The following is a 22524-nucleotide window of genomic DNA, read 5'->3' as shown; positions in this document are numbered from 1 at the left end:
GACGAGCATGGTTAAGCGATATGGAGCAAGGAACACCGGAAACGATACGCCGGTATTTTTGTTCCGGGAACAACAAACAAGGCCAGAGCCGAGGGGCTCTGACCTATAAAAAATTTTCGGGATATTTGCAAATGAAAATGCTCGGCAAAACATTTCGAGGCCTCAACGACGGGGCAGCCATTGCGACTTCCCGCTCCATCCAGACTCCGATCGATGAGCATGGCTGATCAGCTCATTACTTGCTGGTAGCCGCAGCATCGTTGCGCATGGACAGCGCAATCCGTTCGGCGGTGCCTATCGGTATTTCACCGACCACGGTCACCATTATTTCGCCTTGCGGAGTGGTCAAGCGACGGGACACAGCGACTGTTGGCCCCAGTTGGGTACGGGTGTCGGTAACTGTTGCCCCATTCAATGGCTCAAGGAACACCGAGAATCGGGCCAGACCGTCGTCGAACATCAGGCTGCTGACCTGGACCTTAGTATCCGGATCCTTGTGAGAGGTACTGCTGGTCAGTTCGAAACCTGGCGGCAACCAGTCCGAATGCCAGACCTGTGCGGTCTTGACGGCGGACGCCTTGTCACTGTCGAGGTTAATGGGCTTGCACTCGGAACCTGCCTGCAATTCGCTGTCGGAAGGTACCTCGGCAGTATCCAGCCGGGTGAACTGGAACCGTTCCAGCAGTTGCCCCTTGTCATTGAGCAACAATGACTTCAACGGCAAGCCGGTTTCCTTGTCCAGATGCAGCTCAAAACCATAACGGTGCTGATCGCGAGGTGTCAACGAGACGATCACCGCCGAACGCCCGGCTACGCGCGACTTGCCGATGACGGCAAGGTCGTACCAATTCTTTAGCTTTTGTGGATCGAGTGCACGAGCGGCGGAGTTGGGTGAGTCCCCCAGCCCTGCTATCAGGGTGCCGCTGACGCATTGAGTATGCCCATCAATGCGCACGACTTCCTGGGCCGAACCGTCGAGCTGGAGTAAACGCTCTTGGACTTTGCCATCCTGGACGCGATGCCAGATGTTATGGGTAGAAAAACTACCGTTACGCTCGTAGACGAAAGTACCGTGAAAGCTCTGCGTTTGCTCCGCCTGTCCCAGACGCTTCAGCCAGTCCTGGGCTTCATCGGCGTGGGCTGGAACAATAAACCAGCCACTGAGCAGAAGCGTAAGTAGAGGTATGGCGCGCATGATCCTCCTTAACGGTTTTCCAGGCTTGCTGCACGAGCGTAAGGCAGAGCGCTCTCAGTACCTTTCAGTGCAGCCTGTTGAGCATGTTGGCGCAAGTAACCTGGCAGACGCTGATCGTGCCAGCCTGGCTGACCTTGCAATACACCGTTGGCCATAGGGCCAGTGGCATCCGAACTCTCATTGTAGCCTGCCAATACAGCGGGGCCCTTGACCTGAGGAGTGGCCAGACCCGGCTGATTCGATTGCTGAGCCAGTTCGACACCTGCGATCTCGTCCTGGTTGTACAGACGAACACCCGCCAGCACGGCAATGGTCACCGAAGCAGCAACTGCCAGACGACCCAGGCTGCGCCATGGACCGCGGGAGGCTTTTGCCGGTACGGCTTCGTCAGCCAGCGCAGCAGAGACTGCCGCAGCGATGTCCAGACGAGGAAGCAGCAGGTCTTTGTGCATGACCGCCCGAGCGATCTGGTAACGAGCCCAGGTATCGCGGGTTTCAACATCGTCAAAGGCATTCAATACCCGACGCAATTCCAGTTCGTCCGCTTCGTTATCCATCACTGCGGACAGCGATTCCTGCAGGGCTTCACGACTCATGGCGTTCCTCTCTTGGCTGTCGCCGCTGTCTCAGTTTTCCTGCAACAACGGCTGCAGGGCTTTATCGATGGCCTCCCGGGCGCGGAAAATCCGGGAGCGCACGGTACCCACCGGACACTGCATGACGCTGGCAATGTCCTCGTAACTCAGACCATCGAATTCACGTAAAGTTAAAGCCGTACGCAAATCTTCTGGCAGTTGCTGAATGGTTCGATGGACGGTGCCTTCGATCTCATCCCGCAGCAATGCACGTTCTGGCGACTCGAGATCCTTGAGGCCATGATCGCCATCGTAGAACTCTGCATCCTCGGAACTGACATCGCTATCCGGCGGCCGACGGCCGCGTGAAACCAGATAGTTTTTCGCCGTGTTGATGGCGATACGGTAAAGCCACGTATAAAACGCGCTGTCTCCGCGAAAATTACCAAGTGCACGGTATGCCTTGATAAAGGCTTCCTGTGCGACATCCTGGGCTTCATGGGTGTCGTGCACGAAACGCACGATCAACCCGAGAATTTTGTGCTGGTATTTCAGCACTAGCAGATCGAAAGCTCGCTTGTCGCCGCGTTGAACGCGCTCGACCAGCTGCTGATCCTCTTCCTGGGTTAGCATGAACACTCCTCGATAAGCTCGAAGGAGGCTTGCATTACTGAACGACCAGACTTGCAAACATAGACTCGGGCTTTTCGCAAAAGTTCTCCCCCTTCAAGCAAGTTTCCTGCGGGCTCTGATTTGGCACGCACGAAAAACGCAGCGCGGGAAACCCAGGCTGCGCGAATAATCTTGTCATCGGATTCGTCAGCAAGGACCTAACCGCAAGTCCCGCACCGAAACCGACACTGTTCCTTGTTTCAGGCAACCTTCTATTGATCTTGAGCCTTTGGCAAAAGTTCCATATTTATAGCCGCCTGATACCGACATTGTGCAACCGTGAAGCGAAAAAGACTGTTAAATCCACGATACAGTCGCCTTGTCGCCAAAGCATGCAAAAAAACTTCCGACGAAGCGTCCAGTCTTTTCCGTCACAGTAGTTTCACAATGCCATGTGGGCTCGACTATTGTGCCGCTCCCCCCCTCTATATACTAGAGGGCTGTGCGGTTGTCTGACCTCGCCTGTCCAGATGTCCAGCGCCACCCCGAACCGGGTCGCTTTGAGCGGAATCCTGAAATGAGCCAACAGTTTCAACACGATGTACTGGTAATTGGCAGCGGCGCTGCCGGCTTGAGCCTTGCACTGACCTTGCCCGGTCATTTGCGCATCGCGGTATTGAGCAAAGGCGACCTCGCCAATGGCTCGACCTTCTGGGCCCAGGGCGGCGTGGCCGCCGTTCTGGATGATACCGATACTGTCGAATCTCACGTCGACGACACCCTCAACGCCGGAGGTGGCCTGTGCCATGAAGACGCAGTGCGTTTTACGGTCGAGCACAGCAGAGAGGCAATTCAATGGTTGATCGACCAGGGCGTGCCCTTTACTCGCGATGAACAGTCCGGCACCGAAGACGGTGGTTTCGAGTTTCACCTGACCCGCGAAGGTGGTCACAGCCATCGGCGCATCATCCACGCCGCCGATGCGACCGGTGCGGCGATCTTCAGAACCCTGCTCGACCAAGCCATACAGCGCCCCAACATCGAACTGCTGGAACAGCGGGTCGCGATCGATCTGATCACCGAAAAGCGCCTGGGCCTTGAAGGCGACCGCTGCCTCGGCGCCTACGTCCTCAACCGCAGCACGGGTGAAGTCGACACTTACGGTGCGCGCTTCGTGATCCTTGCGTCGGGCGGCGCGGCGAAGGTCTACCTCTATACCAGCAACCCTGATGGCGCCTGCGGTGATGGCATCGCCATGGCCTGGCGTTCAGGCTGCCGGGTGGCGAACCTGGAGTTCAACCAGTTCCACCCGACCTGCCTTTATCACCCGCAAGCCAAGAGTTTCCTGATCACCGAAGCCCTGCGCGGCGAAGGCGGACACTTGAAGCTGCCCAACGGCGAACGCTTCATGCAGCGCTTCGACCCACGGGCCGAACTGGCACCACGGGACATCGTCGCCCGCGCCATCGACCATGAAATGAAGCGTCTGGGTATCGACTGCGTTTACCTGGACATCAGCCACAAGCCTGAAGACTTCATCAAGACGCACTTCCCGACGGTCTATGAACGCTGCCTGGAATTCTCCATCGACATCACCAAACAACCGATTCCGGTGGTACCGGCGGCGCATTACACCTGCGGCGGCGTGATGGTCGATCAGCGGGGCCGCACCGACGTGCCGGGCCTGTATGCGATTGGTGAAACCAGCTTCACCGGCTTGCATGGCGCCAACCGCATGGCCAGCAACTCGCTGCTGGAATGTTTCGTTTATGCCCGTTCGGCGGCGGCGGACATTCTTGAGCAGTTGCCAGCGGTGTCGATTCCGACCGCCCTACCCGTCTGGGATGCCAGCCAGGTCACCGACTCTGACGAAGACGTGATCATCGCGCACAACTGGGACGAACTGCGGCGATTCATGTGGGACTATGTGGGCATCGTGCGCACCAACAAGCGCCTGCAACGGGCCCAGCACCGAGTGCAGTTGTTGCTGGACGAAATCGACGAGTTCTATAGCAACTATAAAGTGAGCCGAGACCTGATCGAGCTGAGGAACCTGGCTCAGGTAGCAGACCTGATGATCCGGTCGGCCATGGAGCGCAAGGAAAGTCGCGGCCTGCATTACACCCTCGACTACCCGAACCTGCTGCCGGTCGCCCTGGACACTATTCTGGTGCCGCCCACCTACGCCGACTGAATTTGAGCCGAACACGCAGGCGTCGATGCACATCCGCCGCCTGCGAATCCCACGGCACACAGATCGCCCTGCCCCATCGCTCGCCCCGCAGGCGAAAGCGCAGCACCACGACCAACGGCAGCGCCAGGCTATCCGGCTTTAGCTGCACCGGTTGCCAGCCCTCTGCCTGATTCCACAACTGCCAGCCATCGGCATCGCGACGCAAGCCGCGAAAGGCCTGTGGGTGTGTCAGCAGAATCTGTCGCGGCAATACCCAAATGCTGTGAGCCACGCACAACATAACGCCGAGCAGACTGGCCCAGAGCGGTATCGAGAGAAGAAACAGCGAACCCAGCGCGAACAACTGGGCGAGAAGATAAGCCGCCAGCAACTGCCGTGAGGCATGCCAGCGGCATTCGAACGCATTACTTGGGCTGGACACGATCCAGGATCATGCGGACCATGCGCTGCAGTTCCGGATCTTCCGATTCGGCGCGTTCCATGAACCAGCCGAACATGTCCTGATCTTCGCATTCGAGCAGCCTGACGTAACATGCGCGATCAACTTCGTTGAGATGCGGGTAAACCTCTTTCACGAACGGCACCAGCAACACGTCAAGTTCAAGCATGCCGCGGCGGCTGTGCCAGTAGAGGCGATTCAGTTCAACATCTTCGACCATGGAGCGCTCCTCAAATAGGCCGCAAGTATACAGCCCCGAGGCGAGCCGAACAGTCGGCTTTGGTCGGGCGTCGACGAACCTTTGTGAACTACCCATTTCATGGGCGCCCCCTTATGATGTCACTCAGACTCTTTACCCTGCGATGACCCATGGCCGATTCTGCTTTTTTCTGCACACTGTCTCACGAAGGCGTTCTCGCGGTACGCGGCTCGGATGCCAGCAAATTCCTGCAAGGCCAATTGACTTGCAACCTCAATTACCTGAGCGACACCCAGGCCAGCCTTGGCGCACGTTGCACGCAAAAAGGCCGGATGCAGTCGAGCTTCCGCATTCTGCTGGAAGGCGACGGTGTGCTCATGGCAATGGCCAGCGAACTGCTGGAGTCGCAACTGGCGGATCTGAAAAAATACGCGGTGTTCTCCAAATCGAAACTGACCGATGAAAGTGCCGGCTGGATTCGTTTTGGCCTTGAACATGGCGATGCGGCACTGGCCAGCCTGGGCCTGGCGCTACCGGCAGACACCGACAGCGTCGTGCGCAATGACGGCTTGATCGCGATTCGCGTATCGCCTGAGCGCGCTGAACTCTGGGTGGGTGCCGATCAAGCCGACACTATCAAGGGCAAACTGTCCGTCCAGTTGGCCGAAGACGATCTGAATCAATGGCTGCTGGGCCAGATCCGTGCAGGGATCGGTCAGGTCATGCCAAGCACCCGCGAACTGTTCATCCCGCAGATGCTCAATCTGCAAGCCGTCGGCGGCGTGAGTTTCAAGAAGGGTTGCTACACCGGTCAGGAAATCGTCGCGCGCATGCAATACCTGGGCAAACTCAAGCGTCGCCTGTATCGCCTGCAATTGGAAGGCAGTGAACTGCCTGAACCCGGCACTCCACTGTTCTCCCCGACTCACGGAAGTTCGATCGGTGAGGTGGTGATCGCAGCCCGCGCCGAGCAAAACATTGAACTCCTGGCGGTACTGCAAGCCGAAGCTGCAGAAGATGGCAACCTGCACCTTGGTGCACTCGAAGGTCCGGGCCTGCATTTGCTCGACCTGCCTTACCAACTGGATCGTGATCGCGAAATCCAGCGTTAACAGCAGCACTTGTCGCAATACCCTAGAGAAAAGAAATGAGTGAGCTGGCGGATAAGGTCCAACAGGATTTGGTTGAGGCCATCGATAATGATGACCTGGTTCTGCCAACATTACCGGAAGTGGCCCTGCAGATTCGCAAGGCCGCCGAAGACCCGGAAATCAGTGTCAGCACCCTGAGCAAAGTGATCGGCCGTGACACCGCGCTGTCGGCGCGCCTGATCAAAGTGGTCAATAGCCCGTTGCTGCGCGCGACTCAGGAAGTAACTGACTTGCACACGGCCATCACCCGGCTGGGGGTCAATTACAGCAGCAACCTGGCCATCGGCCTGGTGATGGAACAGATCTTCAATGCTCGTTCCGAAGTGGTAGAACAGAAAATGCGCGAGGTCTGGCGCAAAAGCCTGGAAATCGCCGGCGTCAGCTATGCGCTGTGCCGCAGCTACACACAACTCAAGCCTGATCAAGCTGCGCTCGGCGGGCTGGTGCATCAGATTGGTGTGCTGCCGATCCTGACCTACGCCGAAGATCACTATGAATTGTTATCGGACCCGGTCAGCCTCAACCATGTGATTGACCGTATTCATCCGCTGCTCGGCGATAAATTGCTCAGGGTCTGGGAGTTTCCGGAAATGCTGGTGCAATTGCCGGGGCTGTATCTGGATTTCAAGCGGCAATCGGAGCGGGTCGACTATGTCGACCTGGTGCAAGTGGCCAGCCTGTACTGCCACAAGGACACCGACCATCCTCTGGCCCGTATCGACCCGTTCAGTGTGCCGGCCTTCAAGAAGCTGGGGATCGATCCGGAGAACGAGGCGATGTACAAGGATCTGGAAGAGTCGCGGTCGATGTTTTACTGATTTCTGTGGCGAGGGGGCTTGCCCCCGTTGGACTGCGCAGCAGTCCCTTCTTGGGGCCGCTTCGCAGCCCAACGGGAGCAAGCTCCCTCGCCACAACAAGCCTCTCTCCACAGGTGTGAGTATGTTCACTCCCCCGCAATAAAACTCACCCGCACTTTCAGCCCCGCCAACTCGCCATCGTGCAGGCTGATCTGCGCCAGATGGGCGCGGCAGATCTCGCCGACAATCGCCAGCCCCAATCCCGATCCAGCCACCTGCTGATTGCGCCGGTAAAAACGCTCGAACACCCGTTCCCGCTCATCAAGTGGAATCCCCGGGCCATCGTCCTCTACCTCCAGCACTGCCGGCGCCGTGACCCGCAGAATCACATTGCCGCCCGGTGGCGTGTGGGCCAGTGCGTTGTCCACCAGATTGCTCAACAGCTCGTTCAGCAGCGTCGGCTCGCCACGCATCCACACCGGCTCGTCAGCTTCCAGCGCCAGTGCCACACCACGAGCATGGGCCAGCGGCGCCATGGCCATGCCCAGTTCACGGGCCAACTGACTGAGGTCAAGCAACTGCGCGCCGCCCTCGGCGATGGCCCGGGCGCCATTCTCGACCCGTGCCAGCGAGAGCAGTTGATTGGCCAGATGGGTCAGGCGATCCGTACCCTGGGCGGCCGCTTCCAGGGTGCTGCGCCAGGTTTCGGGCTCATTTGAGCGCAAGCCCAGTTCGAGTCGTGCCTTGAGCGCTGCCAACGGTGTGCGCAGTTCATGGGCGGCATCGGCGATGAACTGCGCCTGGCGCTCGAACTGCCCGCGCAAACGCTCGGTAAAGTGATTGAGCGCGCGCACCAGCGGCCCCAATTCGTGCTGCACTTCCACCAGCGGCAAGGGCCGCAAGTCATCGGGCTGACGCTCTTCCACCGCGGTGCGCAAGCGCTCCAGTGGACGCAGCGCCGCACTGACCGCAAACCACACCAGCAGCAACGCACCAATCGCCAGCATGCCCAGGCGCAACAAGGTGTCGGCCATCAGACTGCGAGCCATGCGGACCCGCGCCTCATCGGTTTCCGCCACGCGGATTTCCGCCATGCCGTTCATGTTCGGTTCGCTGACTGCTTTGAGCAGGCTGACCACCCGCACGTTCTGCCCTTGGTAAGTGGCGTTGTAGAACCGCGCCAGCGCCGGATAATCATCGGTGCGAGGCGTTCCCGGCGGCGGTGCCGGCAGGTTTTCGTAGCCCGAGATCAGCTTCTGGTTGATGTCGTTGACCAGGTAAAAAATCCGCCCGGCGCTGTCGTAGGCGAACGTGTCGAGAGCCACGTAAGGCACGTTGGCGCTGAGGCTGCCGTCGCGCTGGGACAGGCCGGCGGCGATGGTCCGCGCCGAGGCCAGCAAGGTCCGGTCATAAGCAGTGTCAGCGGCTTCGCGACCATTCCAGTAGGCGCTCAAACCACTGGCGAGCATCAACACTACCAGCAGCAGCGCGAGGTTCCACAGCAACCGCCAACGCAGGCTGCTGAGCTTATGCATCGCGGCTTTCCAGCAAATAGCCAAGGCCACGGAAGGTCACGATGGCCACCGGTTGGCCGTCGAGCTTCTTGCGCAAGCGGTGGACGTAGATCTCGATGGCATCGGGACTGGCCTCCTCGTCCAGGCCGAAGACCTGAGCCGCCAATTGCTCCTTGCTCATCACCCGGCCGGGACGGGCGATCAGGGCTTCGAGCACTGCCTGCTCGCGGGAGGTCAGGGTCAGCAATTCTTCGCCGAGGGTGAAGCGCCGGGTGTCCAGGTCATAGGCCAGCACGCCACAGCGCTGCTGACGCTCACCGCCGAGCACACTGCGGCGCAGCAAGGCTTTGACTCGTGCCTCGAGCTCAGTCAGTTCGAAGGGTTTGGCCAGGTAATCGTCGGCGCCGAGGTTCAGGCCATGGACCCGGTCCTTGACGTCGCTGCGGGCGGTCAGCATCAGCACCGGCAGGTTCTTGCCCCGGGCTCGCAGTCGCGCCAGCACTTCGAAGCCATCCATGCGTGGCAAGCCGACATCGAGAATCGCCATGGCGTATTCCTCGCTGCTCAAGGCCAGGTCGGCCGCCACACCGTCGTGCAGCACATCCACGGTCAGCCCGGTGCTCTTGAGCGCCTGGGCGACACTTTCGGCAAGCTGCAGATGGTCTTCGACGAGCAGAACACGCATGGATCTTTACCTCATTCAGGGATGGTCGACGCCATTCTTTGGCGCGGAGTTTACAGCCGCATCCGTCGCTGTGAAGCCCGAAAACCGTGAAAGTCAGCTGAAAGGTTAGCGAAAGGTTGGCCGGTTAGAGTCCAGCCACGGACAGTTTCGACTGCCGTCGCTACCGCACATAGCGTACGAAAAACGCCTCGAAGCGTTTTCGCCAAATAAGAACAATAAACGGAGTATGTCACCATGCTGTCCATGCAGCTTCAGGCTCGCCCGCCTGTTCGTTTTTCCCGCCTCAGCCACACCGCCCTTGTCAGTGCCGCCGCCCTCGCCGGCTTTTCGCCGTTGAGCCAGGCTGCCTTCTTCGAAGACAGTAAGGCAACCTTCGAAACCCGCAACATGTATTTCAACCGCGACTTTCGCGACGGCACCAGCGCCCAGCAATCCAAGCGGGACGAATGGGCCCAAGGGTTCATGCTCAATCTGCAATCGGGTTACACCGACGGCACCGTGGGGTTCGGTGTCGATGCGTTGGGCATGCTGGGGGTAAAACTCGATTCGAGTCCGGACCGCACCGGTACCGGCCTGCTGCCAACCCATGACGACGGGCGCGCGGCGGACGAGTATTCCAAGCTCGGCCTGACCGGCAAAGTGAAGATCTCCGCCACGGAACTGAAAATCGGCAGCCTGATTCCGGAACTGCCAATCCTCAAGCCCAACGACGGACGCATTCTGCCGCAAACCTTTGAAGGCGGGATGCTGACCTCCAAAGAGATCAAGAACCTGACCTTCACCGGTGGGCGTCTGGAGAAAGCCAAGGACCGCGACAGCACCGACTTCGAGGACATCGCCCTCAACAACAAGAACAGCCGCTTCGCCGGCACCGTGGCCGGTAAGCACTTTGACTTTGGCGGCGTGGACTACAAGTTCACCGACAAGATCACCGGCAGCTATCACTTCGCTCAACTCGATGAAGTCTACAACCAGCACTTCCTCGGTGTTGTCGCTTCGCAACCGTTCGGCCCCGGTACTTTCGGTACCGACCTGCGATTTGCCATCAGTGACGACGAAGGCGCGGCCCGTGGCGGCAAAATCGACAACAAATCCCTGAACGGGCTGGTGAGCTATGCCTTGAACGGGCATAAACTCAGCGCCGGCTATCAGCACATGTCCGGCGACAGTGCCTTCCCCTACGTCGATGGCAGCGATCCGTACCTGGTCAACTTCGTGCAGATCAACGACTTTGCCGGCGCCGAAGAACACTCTTGGCAGGCACGTTACGACTACGACTTCGCCAAACTTGGCATTCCCGGCCTGAGCTTCATGAGCCGTTACGTGAGCGGTGACAACATCAAGCTCAAGAACGGCGACGAAGGCAAAGAGTGGGAACGCAACACCGAGATCAAATACGTCGTACAAAGCGGCGCCCTCAAGGACGTTGCCGTACGTCTGCGCAATGCCACCTACCGTTCCAACTACTCCGCTCGCGATGCCGATGAAGTGCGTCTGCTGGTGAGCTACAGCGTTGCCCTTTGGTAATTCAGTACGTCCATAACAAAAACTTAAGGAGACTTGAATGAACCTGTCACTGCGTAAAGTTGCTCTGGCCACCGGCATCATGCTGTTCGCCGGCCAATTGCTGGCCGAACCCAAACGCCCGGAATGCATCGCCCCGGCCTCGCCGGGCGGCGGTTTCGACCTCACCTGCAAACTGGCGCAAAGCGCGCTGGTCAACGAAAAACTGCTGACCAAACCGATGCGTGTGACCTACATGCCCGGCGGTGTCGGTGCGGTGGCGTACAACGCGGTGGTCGCACAGCGCCCGGCCGATGCCGGTACGCTGGTGGCCTGGTCCAGCGGTTCGCTGCTGAACCTGGCGCAAGGAAAATTCGGGCGTTTCGATGAAAGCGCCGTGCGTTGGCTGGCCGCCGTTGGCACCAGTTATGGCGCCATCGCGGTGAAAAGCGATTCGCCTTACAAGACCCTGGACGATCTGGTCAAAGCCCTGAAGAAAGATCCGAGCTCCGTAGTGATCGGTTCCGGCGGTACCGTCGGCAGTCAGGACTGGATGCAAACCGCCCTGATCGCCAAGGCGGCCGGGATCAACCCGCGCGACCTGCGTTACGTCGCCCTCGAAGGCGGCGGTGAAATCGCCACCGCGCTGCTCGGCGGCCACATCCAGGTTGGCAGCACCGACATCTCCGACTCCATGCCACACATCCTGAGCGGCGACATGCGTCTGCTGGCGGTGTTCTCCGAGAAGCGTCTGGACGAGCCGGAAATGAAAGACATTCCGACCGCTAAAGAGCAAGGCTACAACATCGTCTGGCCGGTGGTTCGCGGCTTCTACCTCGGGCCAAAAGTCAGCGACGAAGACTACGCCTGGTGGAAAAACGCCTTCGACAAACTGCTGGCCTCCGAGGATTTCGCCAAGCTGCGCGATCAGCGTGAACTGTTCCCGTTCGCCATGACCGGCCCGGAGCTGGACACCTACGTGAAGAAGCAGGTCGCGGACTACAAAGTGCTGGCCAAAGAGTTCGGCCTGATCCAGTGATCGCCTCTGTCTAGTGGCTGCGGCCCCGGTTCTCGGGGTCGTGGCCCAGGAGTTCCCCATGCTCATACAACGCATTTTTGCTTCGGTGCTGTTGCTGGCCTGTGTCGGCCTGGCGCTGATGGCGTGGCCGTATCAAGCGGCTTTTTCCTACGAACCGGTCGGGCCTCGCGCCTTCCCCCTGCTGATGCTCGGCCTGATGGGCCTGGCTTTGCTGTACATGGTGTTTCGGCCGGCGCCGATCGTGCACAGCGACGACGACCCGAAACTGGACCGCGAAACCCTGATCAAGATCGGCATCTGCGTGGCGCTGTTGCTGGTGTTCGCCGGGGCCTTCGAACCTCTTGGCTTCATCGTCGCCAGCATTCTGATCGGGGTCCCGATGGCACGCCTGTATGGCGGCCGCTGGCTGCCCAGCGCGGTGATCATCAGCCTGATGGCCATCGGTCTTTATCTGCTGTTCGACAAGTTGATGGACGTGCCACTGCCGTTGGGCGTGCTCGACGTTCTGGAGAACTGATATGGATACTCTTGGCTATTTGGGTCAGGGCTTCGGCGTTGCGCTGAGCCCGTACAACCTGGTGACCGCACTGTGCGGCACCTTGATCGGGACCGTCGTCGGCCTGCTGCCGGGGCTGGGTCCGATCAACGGCGTGGCGTTGCTGATTCCGATCGCGTTCGCTCTCGGCCTGCCACCGGAGTCGGCGTTGATCCTGCTGGCGGCGGTGTACCTGGGTTGCGAATACGGCGGCCGGATCAGCTCCATCCTGCTGAACATTCCGGGCGAAGCCTCCACCGTCATGACCACCCTCGACGGTTACCCGATGGCCCGCAAGGGTCTGGCCGGTGTAGCGCTGTCGCTGTCGGCGTGGAGTTCGTTCATCGGTGCCTTCATCGCGACTTGCGGCATGGTGCTGTTCGCCCCGCTGCTGGCGAAATGGGCGATTGCCTTCGGACCGGCGGAGTATTTCGTACTGATGGTGTTTGCGATTGTCTGTCTCGGCGGCATGGCCGGCGACCGACCGCTCAAGACCTTCATTGCAGCGCTGATCGGCCTGTTTCTGTCGAGCGTCGGCATCGATGCCAACAGCGGCGTATACCGTTTCACCGGGGATAACATTCATCTGACAGACGGCATTCAGTTCGTCGTGCTGGTATTGGGCCTGTTCTCCATCAGCGAAATCCTCTTGCTGCTGGAAAAAACCCACCGTGGCCAGGAAGCGGTGAAAGCCACCGGGCGCATGATGTTCAACTTCAAGGAAGCTTCGGCGGTGTTCGTGGTGAACGTCCGTTGCGGTTTGCTGGGCTTCATCATGGGCGTGTTGCCGGGTGCCGGCGCGACGCTGGCCAGCGCGGTGGCCTACATGACCGAGAAACGTATCGCCGGTGCCAAGGGCACTTTCGGCCAAGGCGACATGCGTGGCCTCGCGGCTCCGGAAACCGCCATCGGTGGCGCAGCCTGCGGTGCCCTGGTGCCGATGCTGACCCTCGGTGTTCCAGGCTCGGGTACCACGGCGGTGATGATCGGCGCACTGTCGCTGTACAACATCACCCCGGGCCCGCTGCTGTTCCAGCAACAACCGGACATCGTCTGGGGCCTGATCGCGTCGTTGTTCGTCGCCAACGTGATGCTGGTGATCCTCAACATCCCGATGATCCGCATCTTCACCCGCATCCTCGCCGTGCCGAACTGGGCACTGGTGCCGGTGATCGCGATCATCACCGGGATCGGCGTCTACGCCGTACACGCCACCACCTTCGACCTGTTCCTGATGATCGGCATCGGCATCTTCGGCTACATCCTTCGCAAGCTGGACTTCCCGTTGTCGCCGGTACTGCTGGGCTTCATCCTCGGTGGTCTGATGGAACAGAACCTGCGTCGCGCGCTGTCGATTTCCAACGGTGCACTGGAAATCCTCTGGTCGAGCCCGATCACGTTCGGTTGCTGGGTGCTGACTGCCATCATGTTGCTGATGCCGCTGCTGCGCATCTGGCGCAAACGTTCGGTCGCCCGGCGCGCTATCGCCGATGCCTGATCGAACACCCTTCAAAGCCTGGTGGGGTACACCGCTGGTCGGTCTGCTGGGCGGTTACCTCGCCAGCCAGATCGGCTGGCCTCTACCGTGGATGGTCGGCTCGTTACTGGCGATCATCCTCGTGCGCTGCCTGACACCCTGGCAATTGGCGGAAATCCCTGGCGGGCGCAAGTGCGGCCAGTGGGTTGTCGGCATCGGCATCGGCCTGCACTTCACCCCGGTGGTGATGGAGCAGGTGCTGAGCCACTTCGGTCTGATCTTCTTCGGTGCGTTGGTCACCAGCCTGTCCGCGGTGGTCGGGGTCTGGTTGATGCGGCGTACCGGCGAAGATCGCGCCACGGCGTTCTTTTCCAGCATGCCCGGTGGCTCCGGGGAGATGGTCAACCTCGGCGCCCGCAATGGCGCGGTGCTCAGCCGTGTCGCGGCGGGACAAAGCTTGCGGGTGCTGGTGGTGGTGCTGTGTGTGCCAGCGGCGTTCAAGTATCTGTTGGGCGATGGTGCGCCGACCTTGCATGCAGCGACCGTCAACTGGTGGTGGCTGGCCCTTCTGTTCCCGGCGGGCGCCCTGGCCGCCTGGATCTGGGAGCGCCTGCGGCAACCCAACCCCTGGCTGTTCGGGCCGTTGCTGGTGAGTGCGGCAGTGAGCATTGGTTGGGACCTGCACATCGGCTTGCCCAACGGCGGCAGTCAGATCGGCCAGTGGCTGATCGGCAGCGGGTTGGGCTGCCACTTCAATCGACAGTTCTTCCGACGGGCACCGTCCTTCATGGGCCGGACCCTGATCGGCACGGTCTTGACCATGTTGATCGCCACGCTGGCGGCACTGGGGTTGAGTGTATTGACCCACCTGGATCTGCGTTCGCTGACGCTGGGCATGATGCCCGGCGGGATTGCCGAGATGAGTTTGACGGCTGAAACCCTGCAACTATCGGTACCGCTGGTGACGGCGATGCAGGTGATGCGGCTGTTGTTCGTGTTGTTTTTGGCAGAGCCGTTGTTCAGGTATTGGAACCGGGAGCCGGATTCCGTCTGATAGACCGCGTCGCCTCTTCGCGAGCAAGCCCGCTCCCACACTGGATCTCTGGTGATCACAAATAGTGTGTCCACAGACGATCCAGTGTGGGAGCGGGCTTGCTCGCGAAGAGGCCCTTACGGTCACGCATCAGGCCGGCGGCAACCGCCACTCAATCGGCGTCTCGCCATTCTGTTCCAGAAATTTGTTCGCCCGGCTGAAATGCCCGCAGCCAAGGAAACCGCGATAAGCGGACAGCGGCGACGGGTGAACCGACGTCAACACCAGATGCTTGGTGGCGTCGATGAGTTTCTGCTTGCTCTGGGCATGCGCGCCCCACAGCAGGAACACCAGATGTGGTCGGTGTTCGCTGACCACTTCGATAATCCGGTCGGTAAAGTGCTGCCAGCCCTTACCCGCATGGGCGTTGGCATTTGCGCGCTCCACGGTCATGGTGGTGTTGAGCATCAACACGCCCTGCTCCGCCCAACTCTGCAAGTAGCCATGGTTGGGGATATCGATGTTCAGGTCGCGCTTCAACTCTTTATAGATGTTCACCAGCGACGGCGGCGCCGGTACGCCCGGTTGCACCGAAAAGCACAGCCCGTGGGCCTGGCCGGGGCCGTGGTATGGATCCTGCCCGAGGATGACCACCTTGACCTTGTCCAGCGGCGTGGAATTGAGCGCGTTGAAGATCAACGGTCCTGGCGGATAGATCTCCTTGCCCGCCGCGCGCTCCTGTTGCAGGAAAGTGCGCAACTCTGCCATGTAGGGTTTGTCGAATTCGGCACGAAGTGCCTCCTTCCAGCCCGGTTCGAGTTTGATACGGTCGTCAGCAGTCATGGTTACATCCGGCAAAAACAATGGGGCGAACCCTAGGAAAGCCCATCACGCTTGTCAATTGATCTGACGCAGATCCGGCACTTTCCTATAGAGCGATCATACTGAACGCTCAAATTCCCGATCGAGGTCACGATGAATCTGCACTTCGAAGAACTCACCGGCACCGACGGCGCACGCATCGGCATCGCCAGCCTGGATGCCGAAAAGTCCCTCAACGCCCTCTCGCTGCCGATGATCAACGCCTTGCGCGATCAACTGGATGCCTGGGCCAAGGAACCACAGATCGTTTGTGTGCTGCTGCGCGGCAATGGTGCCAAGGCTTTTTGCGCCGGCGGTGAAGTGCGCAATCTGGTGGAAGCGTGTCGTGCCCATCCCGGGGAAGTACCGCCCTTGGCTGCGCACTTCTTCGCGGCAGAGTATCGCCTTGATTTCAAGCTGCACACCTACCCAAAACCATTGATTTGCTGGGGCCATGGTTACGTGCTTGGCGGTGGCATGGGGCTGCTGCAAGGGGCAAGCATTCGGATTGTTACACCGAGCAGCCGCTTGGCGATGCCGGAGATCAGTATCGGTTTGTACCCGGACGTCGGCGCCAGTTGGTTTCTGTCGCGACTGCCCGGCAAGCTCGGATTATTTCTCGGCCTGACCGGCGCCCAGATGAACGGTCGCGATGCAATCGATCTGGACCTGGCGGATCGCTTTTTACTTGATGAACAACAGCAAGAACTGATCGAAGGTTTGCTGCAATTGAACTGGCAGGAACAGACCGCCATGCAGCTCAACAGTCTGCTCAAGGCTTTGCAGCAGGAAGCGCTCGTCCAAATGCCCGAGGCTCATTGGCTGCCACGACGCCAGCAGATCGACGAACTGCTGGATGTCAGCGATGTTCGTTGTGCCTGGAAGGCCATCAGCCTGTTGCGTGATCACCCCGACGTGCTGCTCAGTCGAGCTGCCAGGACCATGATCAAAGGCTCACCCCTGACCGCTCATCTGATATGGGAACAGATCGCCCGCGCCCGGCACCTGTCACTGGCTCAAGTCTTTCAGATGGAATACACCATGAGCCTCAATTGCTGCCGTCATCCGGAATTCAGCGAGGGCGTGCGTGCGCGGTTGATCGACAAGGACCAGAAACCTCACTGGCACTGGCCGGATATCAATACGGTGCCGGAAGCTGCGGTGGAAGCGCATTTTCACAAGGTTTGGGAAGGTCGGCACCCTCTGGCCGATCTGTCGGAATACTGAAATCCGGGCACAAAAAAAAAGCGGCGCTTCATGCGCCGCTTTTTATTGAGCAATTAGCGACGGCCGCCTCGGCCATCGTTGTCGCCATGATCGCCTCTTCCGCCACGGTGATCCCGCCCACTGTGGCCACGAGAATCATCGCTCCAATTGCCGCGACTATGGCCGCCCCAACCGTCGCGACGACCATCCCAACCGCCGCGGTCATGACGGTCCCATCCGCGATTCTGGTTGCCGCGATAGTCGTAATAGCGCGGCGCCGGTTGATAAACCCGCGGCTGGTAGTAATAACGTGGCGATGGCTGGTAATACCGTGCAGGCGGTGAGTAATACCTGCGCGGAGCTGTGTAGTAACCACCATCGGAGTAGTAAGACCCGCCACCGGAGTAATACGGCGCTGGGGACGTGTAAACCTCGGAGCGGTAGTAGCTGTCGCCATCGGAATAGGGCACGCACGCACCAAGAAACAATCCCGATAGAACGATCAGCAGAATTTGGTGGAGCTGTTTTCGACAGAGCATGGCGGCCTCCTGGACCGCGAGTGAGCCACACCAGCGACGCTGGCAGGCGACAATCAATTGTTCGGCGACTGTCGAAAGATCAGACAGTGAAATCGGGATCTGGTGCGTTTCTGTAACACGCCGAAACAAGTAGCCGATGAAAGGTTTTTCATCCTGCCCAAAAGAAAACGGCGCTTGCGTAAGCCGCAGGCGCCGATGTATTCATGAGTTGATTAGTGGTGCCCGCGACCGTATCCGCCGCGGTAATAACGGGGTCCGTGTCCACCGTAGTAATAATAGCGATAGCCACCGTAAACACGCGGGCCGTAATAGCCGCCGTAATAGTAAGGAGAGTAATAGCCGGGGTAGTAATAAGGTGCCGGATAAACATCGGCAGGACCTACGTAGTAGTAACACCCGGACAGACCCAAACCAAAAAACACACTGAGCAGTATTTGGCGGAGCTTTTTCTGACAGAACATGGAGGCCTCCTGAAAGACCTGCAACGGCAGTCGAGTCACACCTGTTTTGACTTTAAAACAGGCTCCGAGTGCCTGATCGCATCAACCTTCAGATCAGCGGCTAGCATTACGCCTGGCTTGCACATGACGGCTTGCCGACCGATCATGCGCAGCTCGGGCCAAGCAAACCGGCCATTACCGAATAACCCTTTCATGAATAAGCCAGACCTCTGCCCGGCCTGCGGCGCTTCCAACGACTGCAGCCTGGCCGACCCACGAACCGTCGATCGTGCCTGCTGGTGCTACGGCGTCAGCATCGACCCGGCGGTGTTCGAAACGCTGCCGGCCGAGCTGCGTGACAAGTCCTGCCTGTGCCCGGCCTGCGCCCGGGTCGAGGCGCAGTTGCAAGCAACCGCCTGGCCGATCACGTAACATACGCAGCCCTTTTCCCACCGATCCCTGGCCATGCGCGTTGACCGTTTCCTCAGCAACCTGCCCCGCTTCAACCGCAAGCAGGTACGCCTGTTGCTGGTGGAAAAGCGCGTCAGGGTCGACGGAACTATCGTCAGCGATCCTCACACCGAGGTGCTTGAGTTCAGCCGCGTGGAAGTCGACGAAGAAGTGCTGCAAGTCGGCAAACCGGCCCGCTACTTCATGCTGCACAAACCGCCCGGTTGCGTCAGTGCCACCCGCGACCCGCAACACCCGACGGTGCTCGACCTGATCCATGAAGCGGACAAGGATGACCTGCACATCGCCGGTCGCCTGGACTTCAACACCACCGGCCTGATGCTGATCACCAACGACGGCACCTGGTCGCGACGCCTGACCCAGCCGCAGACCAAACTGCCCAAGGTCTACTACGTCGAGACAGAGCAGGAGATCACTGCCAACTACGCGATCACATTCGCCAAAGGCCTGTACTTCGCCTTCGAAGACCTCACAACCCAACCTGCCGAACTGGTCTTGCTCGGGGCAAAATCGGCGCGCCTGAGCATCGTCGAGGGCCGTTATCATCAGGTAAAACGGATGTTCGGCCACTTCGACAACAAGGTGTTGCGCCTGCACCGTGAACGCATGGGGCCGCTGCTGCTCGACGACGCGTTGAAGCCCGGCGAATACCGGCCGTTGAGCGTCGAAGAGATCCGATTGATCTAAGCAGACGACCGCTCAGCAGAAGTTGTCGAACATTTTTCGAAAGATACTTGCGCGATGACGTGACCCCTGCTTGAATCAGGACGTCGGCGCGAAATGTGACCGGCGAGTCACCAAAACTACTCTAAGAAACTTTTTGCCGGCAGAGAACCCTCAGGTTCCGCCTTCCCCCGGCAAACTGCCCGCTTATAACAATACCCGTCGACCGGCGTGCAATGGATCGACATGGGCCTTCAAAATTCCAGGCGTATGCCTACCTGTCACAAAGCTCGTGCAATCTGATTTGCGCGCATACCCGCTTGCCAGGAGTCTTATGTCATGAGGCCAGAAATCGCTGTGCTGGATATACAGGGTCAGTATCGGGTTTACACGGAGTTCTATCGCGCAGACGCCGCAGAAAAGACCATCATTCTGGTCAACGGCTCGATGTCCACGACTGCGTCGTTTGCCCAAACCGTGAAAAACCTTTATCCGCAGTTCAATGTGGTGTGCTACGACCAGCCCTACGCGGGCAAGTCCAAGGCTCACAACCTGCATGAGAAAATGCTGACCAAGGAAATCGAAGGGCAGATCCTCCTGGAGCTGATCGACCACTTCGCCGCCGAACACGTGCTGTCGTTCTCCTTTGGTGGCGCCGCCACGCTCGTCGCCCTAGCCCACCGGCCACGGCGCATCGAAAAGGCTGTGATCAGTTCGTTCTCGCCGGTGGTCAACGAGCACATGCTCGACTACCTTCAGCGCGGTGTCGATTACCTCGGCAACCGGGACGGTGACCGCGTCGGCCACCTGGTGAACAGCACCATCGGCAAACACCTGCCTTCGCTGTTCAAGCGCTTCAACCACCGTCACGTCAGCTCGTTGGCCGAACACGAATACGGGCAGATGCACTTCCACATCAGCGACGTGCTCAACAGCGACCGCCACTGCTATCTGAACACGGCAAAGAAAATCAACGTGCCGGTGCTGTTCATGAACGGTGAATGGGACGAGTACACCGCCGCCGAGGATGCCAGGCTGTTCGCCGGCCATGTGCAACACAGCACCTTCAGCACTATTCAGGCCACCGGCCACTTTCTCGACATGGAGCACAAATCCGCCTGCCAAGACAGCCGTAACGCACTGCTGGGCTTCCTGAAACCGACGCAACACGAGAGCCGACCGCGTTACCACTACGTCCAGGACCACCATGCATTGGCAATCTGAAACAGAGTCGTCGCGAGCAAGCCCCGCCCTACTGTGTTGAACGCACTCCCGTAGGCGCGAGGCTTGCCCGCGAATGACTGCCAAGCGGTCCCTGTTTGTGTTTCACCCGGCGCTAAAGCCATCGCGCATAAAGAAAAACTTCAAATCCGCGCTCACATCTGGTACAAAGTCAGCCGCTCTGAGCGGGTGTCGTATAATGGCATTACTCCAGCTTCCCAAGCTGATAACGAGGGTTCGATTCCCTTCACCCGCTCCAATCAGATTTCAGTCTCACGTCGTTTTTTGACGGGGGATGCAAGTAAAGAAAAAACCGGCCTTGATGGCCGGTTTTTTTGTGCCTGGGATTTGGGGGCCCTCCAGTCCTTGACACCTCCGGCCCCGCATACTAGCGAATGCTATACTTCCTACGAATTGCATGAAGTGTGCAACGTTCCCCACGGGCGCAGATACCGACTGCAAATCTCAGTTTACGGCTGCAAGACAGAGGAGGCCTGCAGCTAACACGAGATGGGAGGTGTGGCATGAACCGACACTATTACATCAGTGACAATCTCGACGATCTCGAAGCCCTTGAAACCGAACTGGAAGCCAACGGCATCAATACCGAACAAATTCATGTGCTCAGCGAACAAGTGGCTGATGTTGAAGAACACCATCTCCACGAGGTCAACTCGTTGATGAAACAGGATGTTGTTCACTCTGGCGAGATTGGTGCAGTGGTTGGTGTGCCACTCGCAGCGCTGATCCTTGGCGGTGCCTATTTGCTGGGCTGGACCGAAACCGCCGCAGGCTGGGTGCCTTTTATCTTTCTTGCCATTGTTATATTTGGCTTCTGCATCTGGGAAGGCGGCTTTTTTGGTATTCAGGTACCTAACGCGCACTTCCGCAACTTTAAACAGATGGTGGAAGACGGCAAACATATCTTCTTCGTGGATGTTGATCCGAATCAGGAGCCGGTATTGGATCGGGTCATTGAACATCATCCAAAGCTGAAGATCGCCGGCACCGGTGCAGCATCCCCTCACTGGACAGTCGCCTGGCTGCACAAATGGCATCAGTTCAAGCGAACGATATAGCGCCATTTACTGCGGGTTGAACCCGGAGGCTCAAGACCCTCCGTAAGCTGTTTATTGACCGAAGAAAATGACCCGGCTGAGGAAAACATAATCCGCCTCGGTGGCCATCAGCCCGACGAGCACCAGCAAACACAACGGCGGCACCAATATGGCGTATACCATGGCCAACCGTTCCCAGGCCATGTGCATGAAGATGGAGACAATTAAACCTGCCTTCAACAACATGAAAGTGATAATCAGGGCCCACCGAAGGTAGCCATGGAAGTGAAAGTAATCGACCAGATACGACATCGTGCTGAGGACGAATAACAGCCCCCAGATTTTGAGGTACAGACTAATCGGATGTTGTTGACCCTGAGCATGCGCCATCACCCGTGCTCCTCTACCATAAATAGAAGAAAGCAAAAATAAACACCCACACCAAGTCCACGAAGTGCCAGTAAAGCCCGGCTATTTCGACGTTCTGATAATTTCCGGAGCGCTCATAATCTCCTCGCATGACTTTCATCGCCACAATGCTGAGGTAGATGGCGCCGATTGACACATGCAGTCCATGAAAACCGGTAATCATGAAGAAGCTGGCCCCAAATTGAGCCGCGCCCATGGGGTTCCCCCAGGGACGCACGCCTTCGGCGATAAGCTTGCTCCATTCAAATGCCTGCATGCTGACGAAGGTCACGCCCAAGGCAGCGGTCGCCAGCATCAGGGCTGTGGTTTTCGCGCGATCACGGCGATAGGCGAAGTTAACAGCCATGGCCATGGTGCCGCTGCTGCTGATCAGCACAAAGGTCATGATGGCAATCAGAATAAGCGGGATTTCTCTACCGCCAATCGTCAATGCGAACACTTCACTGGGGTTCGGCCAGGGGGCGGTGATGGTCATGCGGACCGACATGTAGCCGGTTAAAAAACAGGTGAATATAAACGTGTCGCTGAGCAGGAATATCCACATCATCGCCTTGCCCCAGGGGACCTGCCTGAAAGCCTCCCTATCCGAGGCCCAGTCGCTGGCGATGCCCTGCCATCCCGGGGCAGGCGGCGGGCTTGGTGGATTGGATGAACTTGACTCGGCCGGTGCTAATGGGTGCGATGCCAT

General features: G+C 58.9%; 25 protein-coding genes and 1 tRNA gene. 14 read left to right on the top strand and 12 right to left on the bottom strand.

Translation table 11 applies throughout. The features are described 5' to 3' along the window. Positions 1-235: 235 nt before the first annotated feature. From AC30D7_RS12725 to rpoE, 3 genes are read right to left on the bottom strand one after another with little or no spacing between them, the layout of a single operon-like run. Positions 236-1195 (bottom strand): MucB/RseB C-terminal domain-containing protein, encoded by a 960-nt coding sequence (locus AC30D7_RS12725; protein WP_490134282.1) that lies wholly within the window; start codon positions 1193-1195, stop codon positions 236-238. 8 nt (positions 1196-1203) lie between these two features. After that, complete coding sequence (locus AC30D7_RS12720) at positions 1204-1791, bottom strand: sigma-E factor negative regulatory protein (RefSeq protein ID WP_490134281.1); 588 nt, start codon at positions 1789-1791, stop codon at positions 1204-1206. Positions 1792-1821: 30 nt separating this feature from the next. Then, entirely contained in the window at positions 1822-2403 is a 582-nt protein-coding gene (rpoE, locus tag AC30D7_RS12715; protein WP_003172477.1) for an RNA polymerase sigma factor RpoE/AlgU, read from the bottom strand. 556 nt (positions 2404-2959) lie between these two features. On the opposite strand from rpoE, the gene nadB reads away from it, so the two are divergent. After that, positions 2960-4576: an L-aspartate oxidase gene (gene nadB / locus AC30D7_RS12710; RefSeq protein ID WP_490134280.1), complete on the top strand. Its 1617-nt coding sequence runs from the start codon at positions 2960-2962 to the stop codon at positions 4574-4576. On the opposite strand, the gene AC30D7_RS12705 is transcribed toward nadB, so the two are convergent. Both AC30D7_RS12705 and AC30D7_RS12700 read right to left on the bottom strand, forming a co-directional pair. Beyond that, on the bottom strand, positions 4545-4997 hold the full coding sequence (locus AC30D7_RS12705; protein WP_490134279.1) for a protein YgfX: 453 nt from the start codon (positions 4995-4997) through the stop codon (positions 4545-4547). The genes nadB and AC30D7_RS12705 overlap by 32 nt on opposite strands. Next, entirely contained in the window at positions 4981-5235 is a 255-nt protein-coding gene (locus AC30D7_RS12700; protein ID WP_007898624.1) for an FAD assembly factor SdhE, read from the bottom strand. The genes AC30D7_RS12705 and AC30D7_RS12700 overlap by 17 nt, the downstream gene beginning before the upstream one ends. A gap of 149 nt (positions 5236-5384) precedes the next feature. Between AC30D7_RS12700 and ygfZ the strand changes: the two genes are divergently transcribed. Next, positions 5385-6326 carry a CAF17-like 4Fe-4S cluster assembly/insertion protein YgfZ gene (gene ygfZ, locus AC30D7_RS12695; protein WP_490134278.1) on the top strand — a complete coding sequence of 314 codons (942 nt, stop codon included), beginning with the start codon at positions 5385-5387 and terminating at the stop codon, positions 6324-6326. 35 nt (positions 6327-6361) lie between these two features. Continuing rightward, positions 6362-7183, top strand: a complete 822-nt coding sequence (locus AC30D7_RS12690) for an HDOD domain-containing protein (RefSeq protein WP_490134277.1) — start codon at positions 6362-6364, stop codon at positions 7181-7183. Positions 7184-7308: 125 nt separating this feature from the next. Here AC30D7_RS12690 and AC30D7_RS12685 read toward each other — a convergent pair whose 3' ends face one another. Both AC30D7_RS12685 and AC30D7_RS12680 read right to left on the bottom strand, forming a co-directional pair. Further along, positions 7309-8697: a sensor histidine kinase gene (locus tag AC30D7_RS12685; protein WP_490134276.1), complete on the bottom strand. Its 1389-nt coding sequence runs from the start codon at positions 8695-8697 to the stop codon at positions 7309-7311. Further along, entirely contained in the window at positions 8690-9361 is a 672-nt protein-coding gene (locus AC30D7_RS12680; RefSeq protein WP_007941432.1) for a response regulator, read from the bottom strand. The genes AC30D7_RS12685 and AC30D7_RS12680 overlap by 8 nt, the downstream gene beginning before the upstream one ends. Before the next feature lie 234 nt (positions 9362-9595). On the opposite strand from AC30D7_RS12680, the gene AC30D7_RS12675 reads away from it, so the two are divergent. The 5 genes from AC30D7_RS12675 to AC30D7_RS12655 are packed head-to-tail and all read left to right on the top strand — an operon-like array spanning position 9596 to position 14969. Then, entirely contained in the window at positions 9596-10888 is a 1293-nt protein-coding gene (locus AC30D7_RS12675) for an OprD family porin (protein WP_490134275.1), read from the top strand. 37 nt (positions 10889-10925) lie between these two features. Beyond that, on the top strand, positions 10926-11903 hold the full coding sequence (locus AC30D7_RS12670) for a Bug family tripartite tricarboxylate transporter substrate binding protein (protein ID WP_018926791.1): 978 nt from the start codon (positions 10926-10928) through the stop codon (positions 11901-11903). Positions 11904-11961: 58 nt separating this feature from the next. Beyond that, positions 11962-12420 (top strand): tripartite tricarboxylate transporter TctB family protein, encoded by a 459-nt coding sequence (locus AC30D7_RS12665; protein WP_018926792.1) that lies wholly within the window; start codon positions 11962-11964, stop codon positions 12418-12420. Between the two features lies 1 nt (position 12421). Beyond that, positions 12422-13936, top strand: a complete 1515-nt coding sequence (locus AC30D7_RS12660) for a tripartite tricarboxylate transporter permease (protein WP_064619745.1) — start codon at positions 12422-12424, stop codon at positions 13934-13936. Beyond that, complete coding sequence (locus AC30D7_RS12655) at positions 13929-14969, top strand: AbrB family transcriptional regulator (RefSeq protein WP_490134274.1); 1041 nt, start codon at positions 13929-13931, stop codon at positions 14967-14969. Before AC30D7_RS12660 ends, AC30D7_RS12655 begins: the two co-directional genes overlap by 8 nt. A gap of 129 nt (positions 14970-15098) precedes the next feature. Here AC30D7_RS12655 and ung read toward each other — a convergent pair whose 3' ends face one another. Further along, positions 15099-15791: a uracil-DNA glycosylase gene (ung, locus tag AC30D7_RS12650; RefSeq protein WP_490134273.1), complete on the bottom strand. Its 693-nt coding sequence runs from the start codon at positions 15789-15791 to the stop codon at positions 15099-15101. 132 nt (positions 15792-15923) lie between these two features. Here ung and dspII point away from each other — a divergent pair, with 132 nt between their 5' ends. Beyond that, positions 15924-17036, top strand: coding sequence for an enoyl-CoA hydratase/isomerase DspII (gene dspII / locus AC30D7_RS12645; RefSeq protein WP_490134272.1), 1113 nt, complete (start codon positions 15924-15926; stop codon positions 17034-17036). A gap of 53 nt (positions 17037-17089) precedes the next feature. On the opposite strand, the gene AC30D7_RS12640 is transcribed toward dspII, so the two are convergent. Further along, positions 17090-17554: a hypothetical protein gene (locus AC30D7_RS12640; RefSeq protein WP_490134271.1), complete on the bottom strand. Its 465-nt coding sequence runs from the start codon at positions 17552-17554 to the stop codon at positions 17090-17092. 212 nt (positions 17555-17766) lie between these two features. Beyond that, entirely contained in the window at positions 17767-18015 is a 249-nt protein-coding gene (locus tag AC30D7_RS12635; RefSeq protein WP_490134270.1) for a hypothetical protein, read from the bottom strand. A 192-nt stretch (positions 18016-18207) separates the two neighbouring features. Here AC30D7_RS12635 and AC30D7_RS12630 point away from each other — a divergent pair, with 192 nt between their 5' ends. The 5 genes from AC30D7_RS12630 to AC30D7_RS12610 all read left to right on the top strand — a co-directional run bounded on the left by AC30D7_RS12630 (position 18208) and on the right by AC30D7_RS12610 (position 21428). Then, on the top strand, positions 18208-18426 hold the full coding sequence (locus AC30D7_RS12630; RefSeq protein WP_018926806.1) for a cysteine-rich CWC family protein: 219 nt from the start codon (positions 18208-18210) through the stop codon (positions 18424-18426). A gap of 33 nt (positions 18427-18459) precedes the next feature. Further along, positions 18460-19152, top strand: a complete 693-nt coding sequence (locus tag AC30D7_RS12625) for a pseudouridine synthase (protein ID WP_490134269.1) — start codon at positions 18460-18462, stop codon at positions 19150-19152. A gap of 315 nt (positions 19153-19467) precedes the next feature. Then, the gene (locus AC30D7_RS12620; RefSeq protein ID WP_490134268.1) at positions 19468-20352 is read left to right on the top strand and encodes an alpha/beta fold hydrolase; all 885 of its coding nucleotides are present in this window, start codon (positions 19468-19470) and stop codon (positions 20350-20352) included. A 182-nt stretch (positions 20353-20534) separates the two neighbouring features. Further along, a tRNA-Gly gene (locus tag AC30D7_RS12615) sits at positions 20535-20608 on the top strand. Positions 20609-20873: 265 nt separating this feature from the next. Next, the gene (locus tag AC30D7_RS12610; protein ID WP_490134267.1) at positions 20874-21428 is read left to right on the top strand and encodes a magnesium transporter; all 555 of its coding nucleotides are present in this window, start codon (positions 20874-20876) and stop codon (positions 21426-21428) included. 51 nt (positions 21429-21479) lie between these two features. Here AC30D7_RS12610 and AC30D7_RS12605 read toward each other — a convergent pair whose 3' ends face one another. Both AC30D7_RS12605 and AC30D7_RS12600 read right to left on the bottom strand, forming a co-directional pair. Continuing rightward, a complete protein-coding gene (locus AC30D7_RS12605) occupies positions 21480-21797 on the bottom strand; it encodes a cytochrome C oxidase subunit IV family protein (protein WP_007935708.1) in 318 nt (105 codons plus the stop codon). Between the two features lie 13 nt (positions 21798-21810). After that, on the bottom strand, positions 21811-22524 hold the full coding sequence (locus AC30D7_RS12600) for a heme-copper oxidase subunit III family protein (RefSeq protein ID WP_026286474.1): 714 nt from the start codon (positions 22522-22524) through the stop codon (positions 21811-21813).

It is taken from the genome of Pseudomonas sp. DF5 (assembly GCF_058148225.1).
This window is presented reverse-complemented; position numbering and strand designations above follow the sequence as displayed.

Excerpts from the sequence above, each read along its gene's own strand:
- AC30D7_RS12725 (WP_490134282.1), bottom strand. The coding sequence starts at position 1,195 with ATGCGCGCCATACCTCTACTTACGCTTCTGCTCAGTGGCTGGTTTATT.
- AC30D7_RS12720 (WP_490134281.1), bottom strand. The coding sequence starts at position 1,791 with ATGAGTCGTGAAGCCCTGCAGGAATCGCTGTCCGCAGTGATGGATAAC.
- rpoE (WP_003172477.1), bottom strand. The coding sequence starts at position 2,403 with ATGCTAACCCAGGAAGAGGATCAGCAGCTGGTCGAGCGCGTTCAACGC.
- nadB (WP_490134280.1), top strand. The coding sequence starts at position 2,960 with ATGAGCCAACAGTTTCAACACGATGTACTGGTAATTGGCAGCGGCGCT.
- AC30D7_RS12700 (WP_007898624.1), bottom strand. The coding sequence starts at position 5,235 with ATGGTCGAAGATGTTGAACTGAATCGCCTCTACTGGCACAGCCGCCGC.
- ygfZ (WP_490134278.1), top strand. The coding sequence starts at position 5,385 with ATGGCCGATTCTGCTTTTTTCTGCACACTGTCTCACGAAGGCGTTCTC.
- AC30D7_RS12690 (WP_490134277.1), top strand. The coding sequence starts at position 6,362 with ATGAGTGAGCTGGCGGATAAGGTCCAACAGGATTTGGTTGAGGCCATC.
- AC30D7_RS12685 (WP_490134276.1), bottom strand. The coding sequence starts at position 8,697 with ATGCATAAGCTCAGCAGCCTGCGTTGGCGGTTGCTGTGGAACCTCGCG.
- AC30D7_RS12680 (WP_007941432.1), bottom strand. The coding sequence starts at position 9,361 with ATGCGTGTTCTGCTCGTCGAAGACCATCTGCAGCTTGCCGAAAGTGTC.
- AC30D7_RS12675 (WP_490134275.1), top strand. The coding sequence starts at position 9,596 with ATGCTGTCCATGCAGCTTCAGGCTCGCCCGCCTGTTCGTTTTTCCCGC.
- AC30D7_RS12670 (WP_018926791.1), top strand. The coding sequence starts at position 10,926 with ATGAACCTGTCACTGCGTAAAGTTGCTCTGGCCACCGGCATCATGCTG.
- AC30D7_RS12665 (WP_018926792.1), top strand. The coding sequence starts at position 11,962 with ATGCTCATACAACGCATTTTTGCTTCGGTGCTGTTGCTGGCCTGTGTC.
- AC30D7_RS12660 (WP_064619745.1), top strand. The coding sequence starts at position 12,422 with ATGGATACTCTTGGCTATTTGGGTCAGGGCTTCGGCGTTGCGCTGAGC.
- AC30D7_RS12655 (WP_490134274.1), top strand. The coding sequence starts at position 13,929 with ATGCCTGATCGAACACCCTTCAAAGCCTGGTGGGGTACACCGCTGGTC.
- ung (WP_490134273.1), bottom strand. The coding sequence starts at position 15,791 with ATGACTGCTGACGACCGTATCAAACTCGAACCGGGCTGGAAGGAGGCA.
- dspII (WP_490134272.1), top strand. The coding sequence starts at position 15,924 with ATGAATCTGCACTTCGAAGAACTCACCGGCACCGACGGCGCACGCATC.
- AC30D7_RS12640 (WP_490134271.1), bottom strand. The coding sequence starts at position 17,554 with ATGCTCTGTCGAAAACAGCTCCACCAAATTCTGCTGATCGTTCTATCG.
- AC30D7_RS12635 (WP_490134270.1), bottom strand. The coding sequence starts at position 18,015 with ATGTTCTGTCAGAAAAAGCTCCGCCAAATACTGCTCAGTGTGTTTTTT.
- AC30D7_RS12630 (WP_018926806.1), top strand. The coding sequence starts at position 18,208 with ATGAATAAGCCAGACCTCTGCCCGGCCTGCGGCGCTTCCAACGACTGC.
- AC30D7_RS12625 (WP_490134269.1), top strand. The coding sequence starts at position 18,460 with ATGCGCGTTGACCGTTTCCTCAGCAACCTGCCCCGCTTCAACCGCAAG.
- AC30D7_RS12620 (WP_490134268.1), top strand. The coding sequence starts at position 19,468 with ATGAGGCCAGAAATCGCTGTGCTGGATATACAGGGTCAGTATCGGGTT.
- AC30D7_RS12610 (WP_490134267.1), top strand. The coding sequence starts at position 20,874 with ATGAACCGACACTATTACATCAGTGACAATCTCGACGATCTCGAAGCC.
- AC30D7_RS12605 (WP_007935708.1), bottom strand. The coding sequence starts at position 21,797 with ATGGCGCATGCTCAGGGTCAACAACATCCGATTAGTCTGTACCTCAAA.
- AC30D7_RS12600 (WP_026286474.1), bottom strand. The coding sequence starts at position 22,524 with ATGGCATCGCACCCATTAGCACCGGCCGAGTCAAGTTCATCCAATCCA.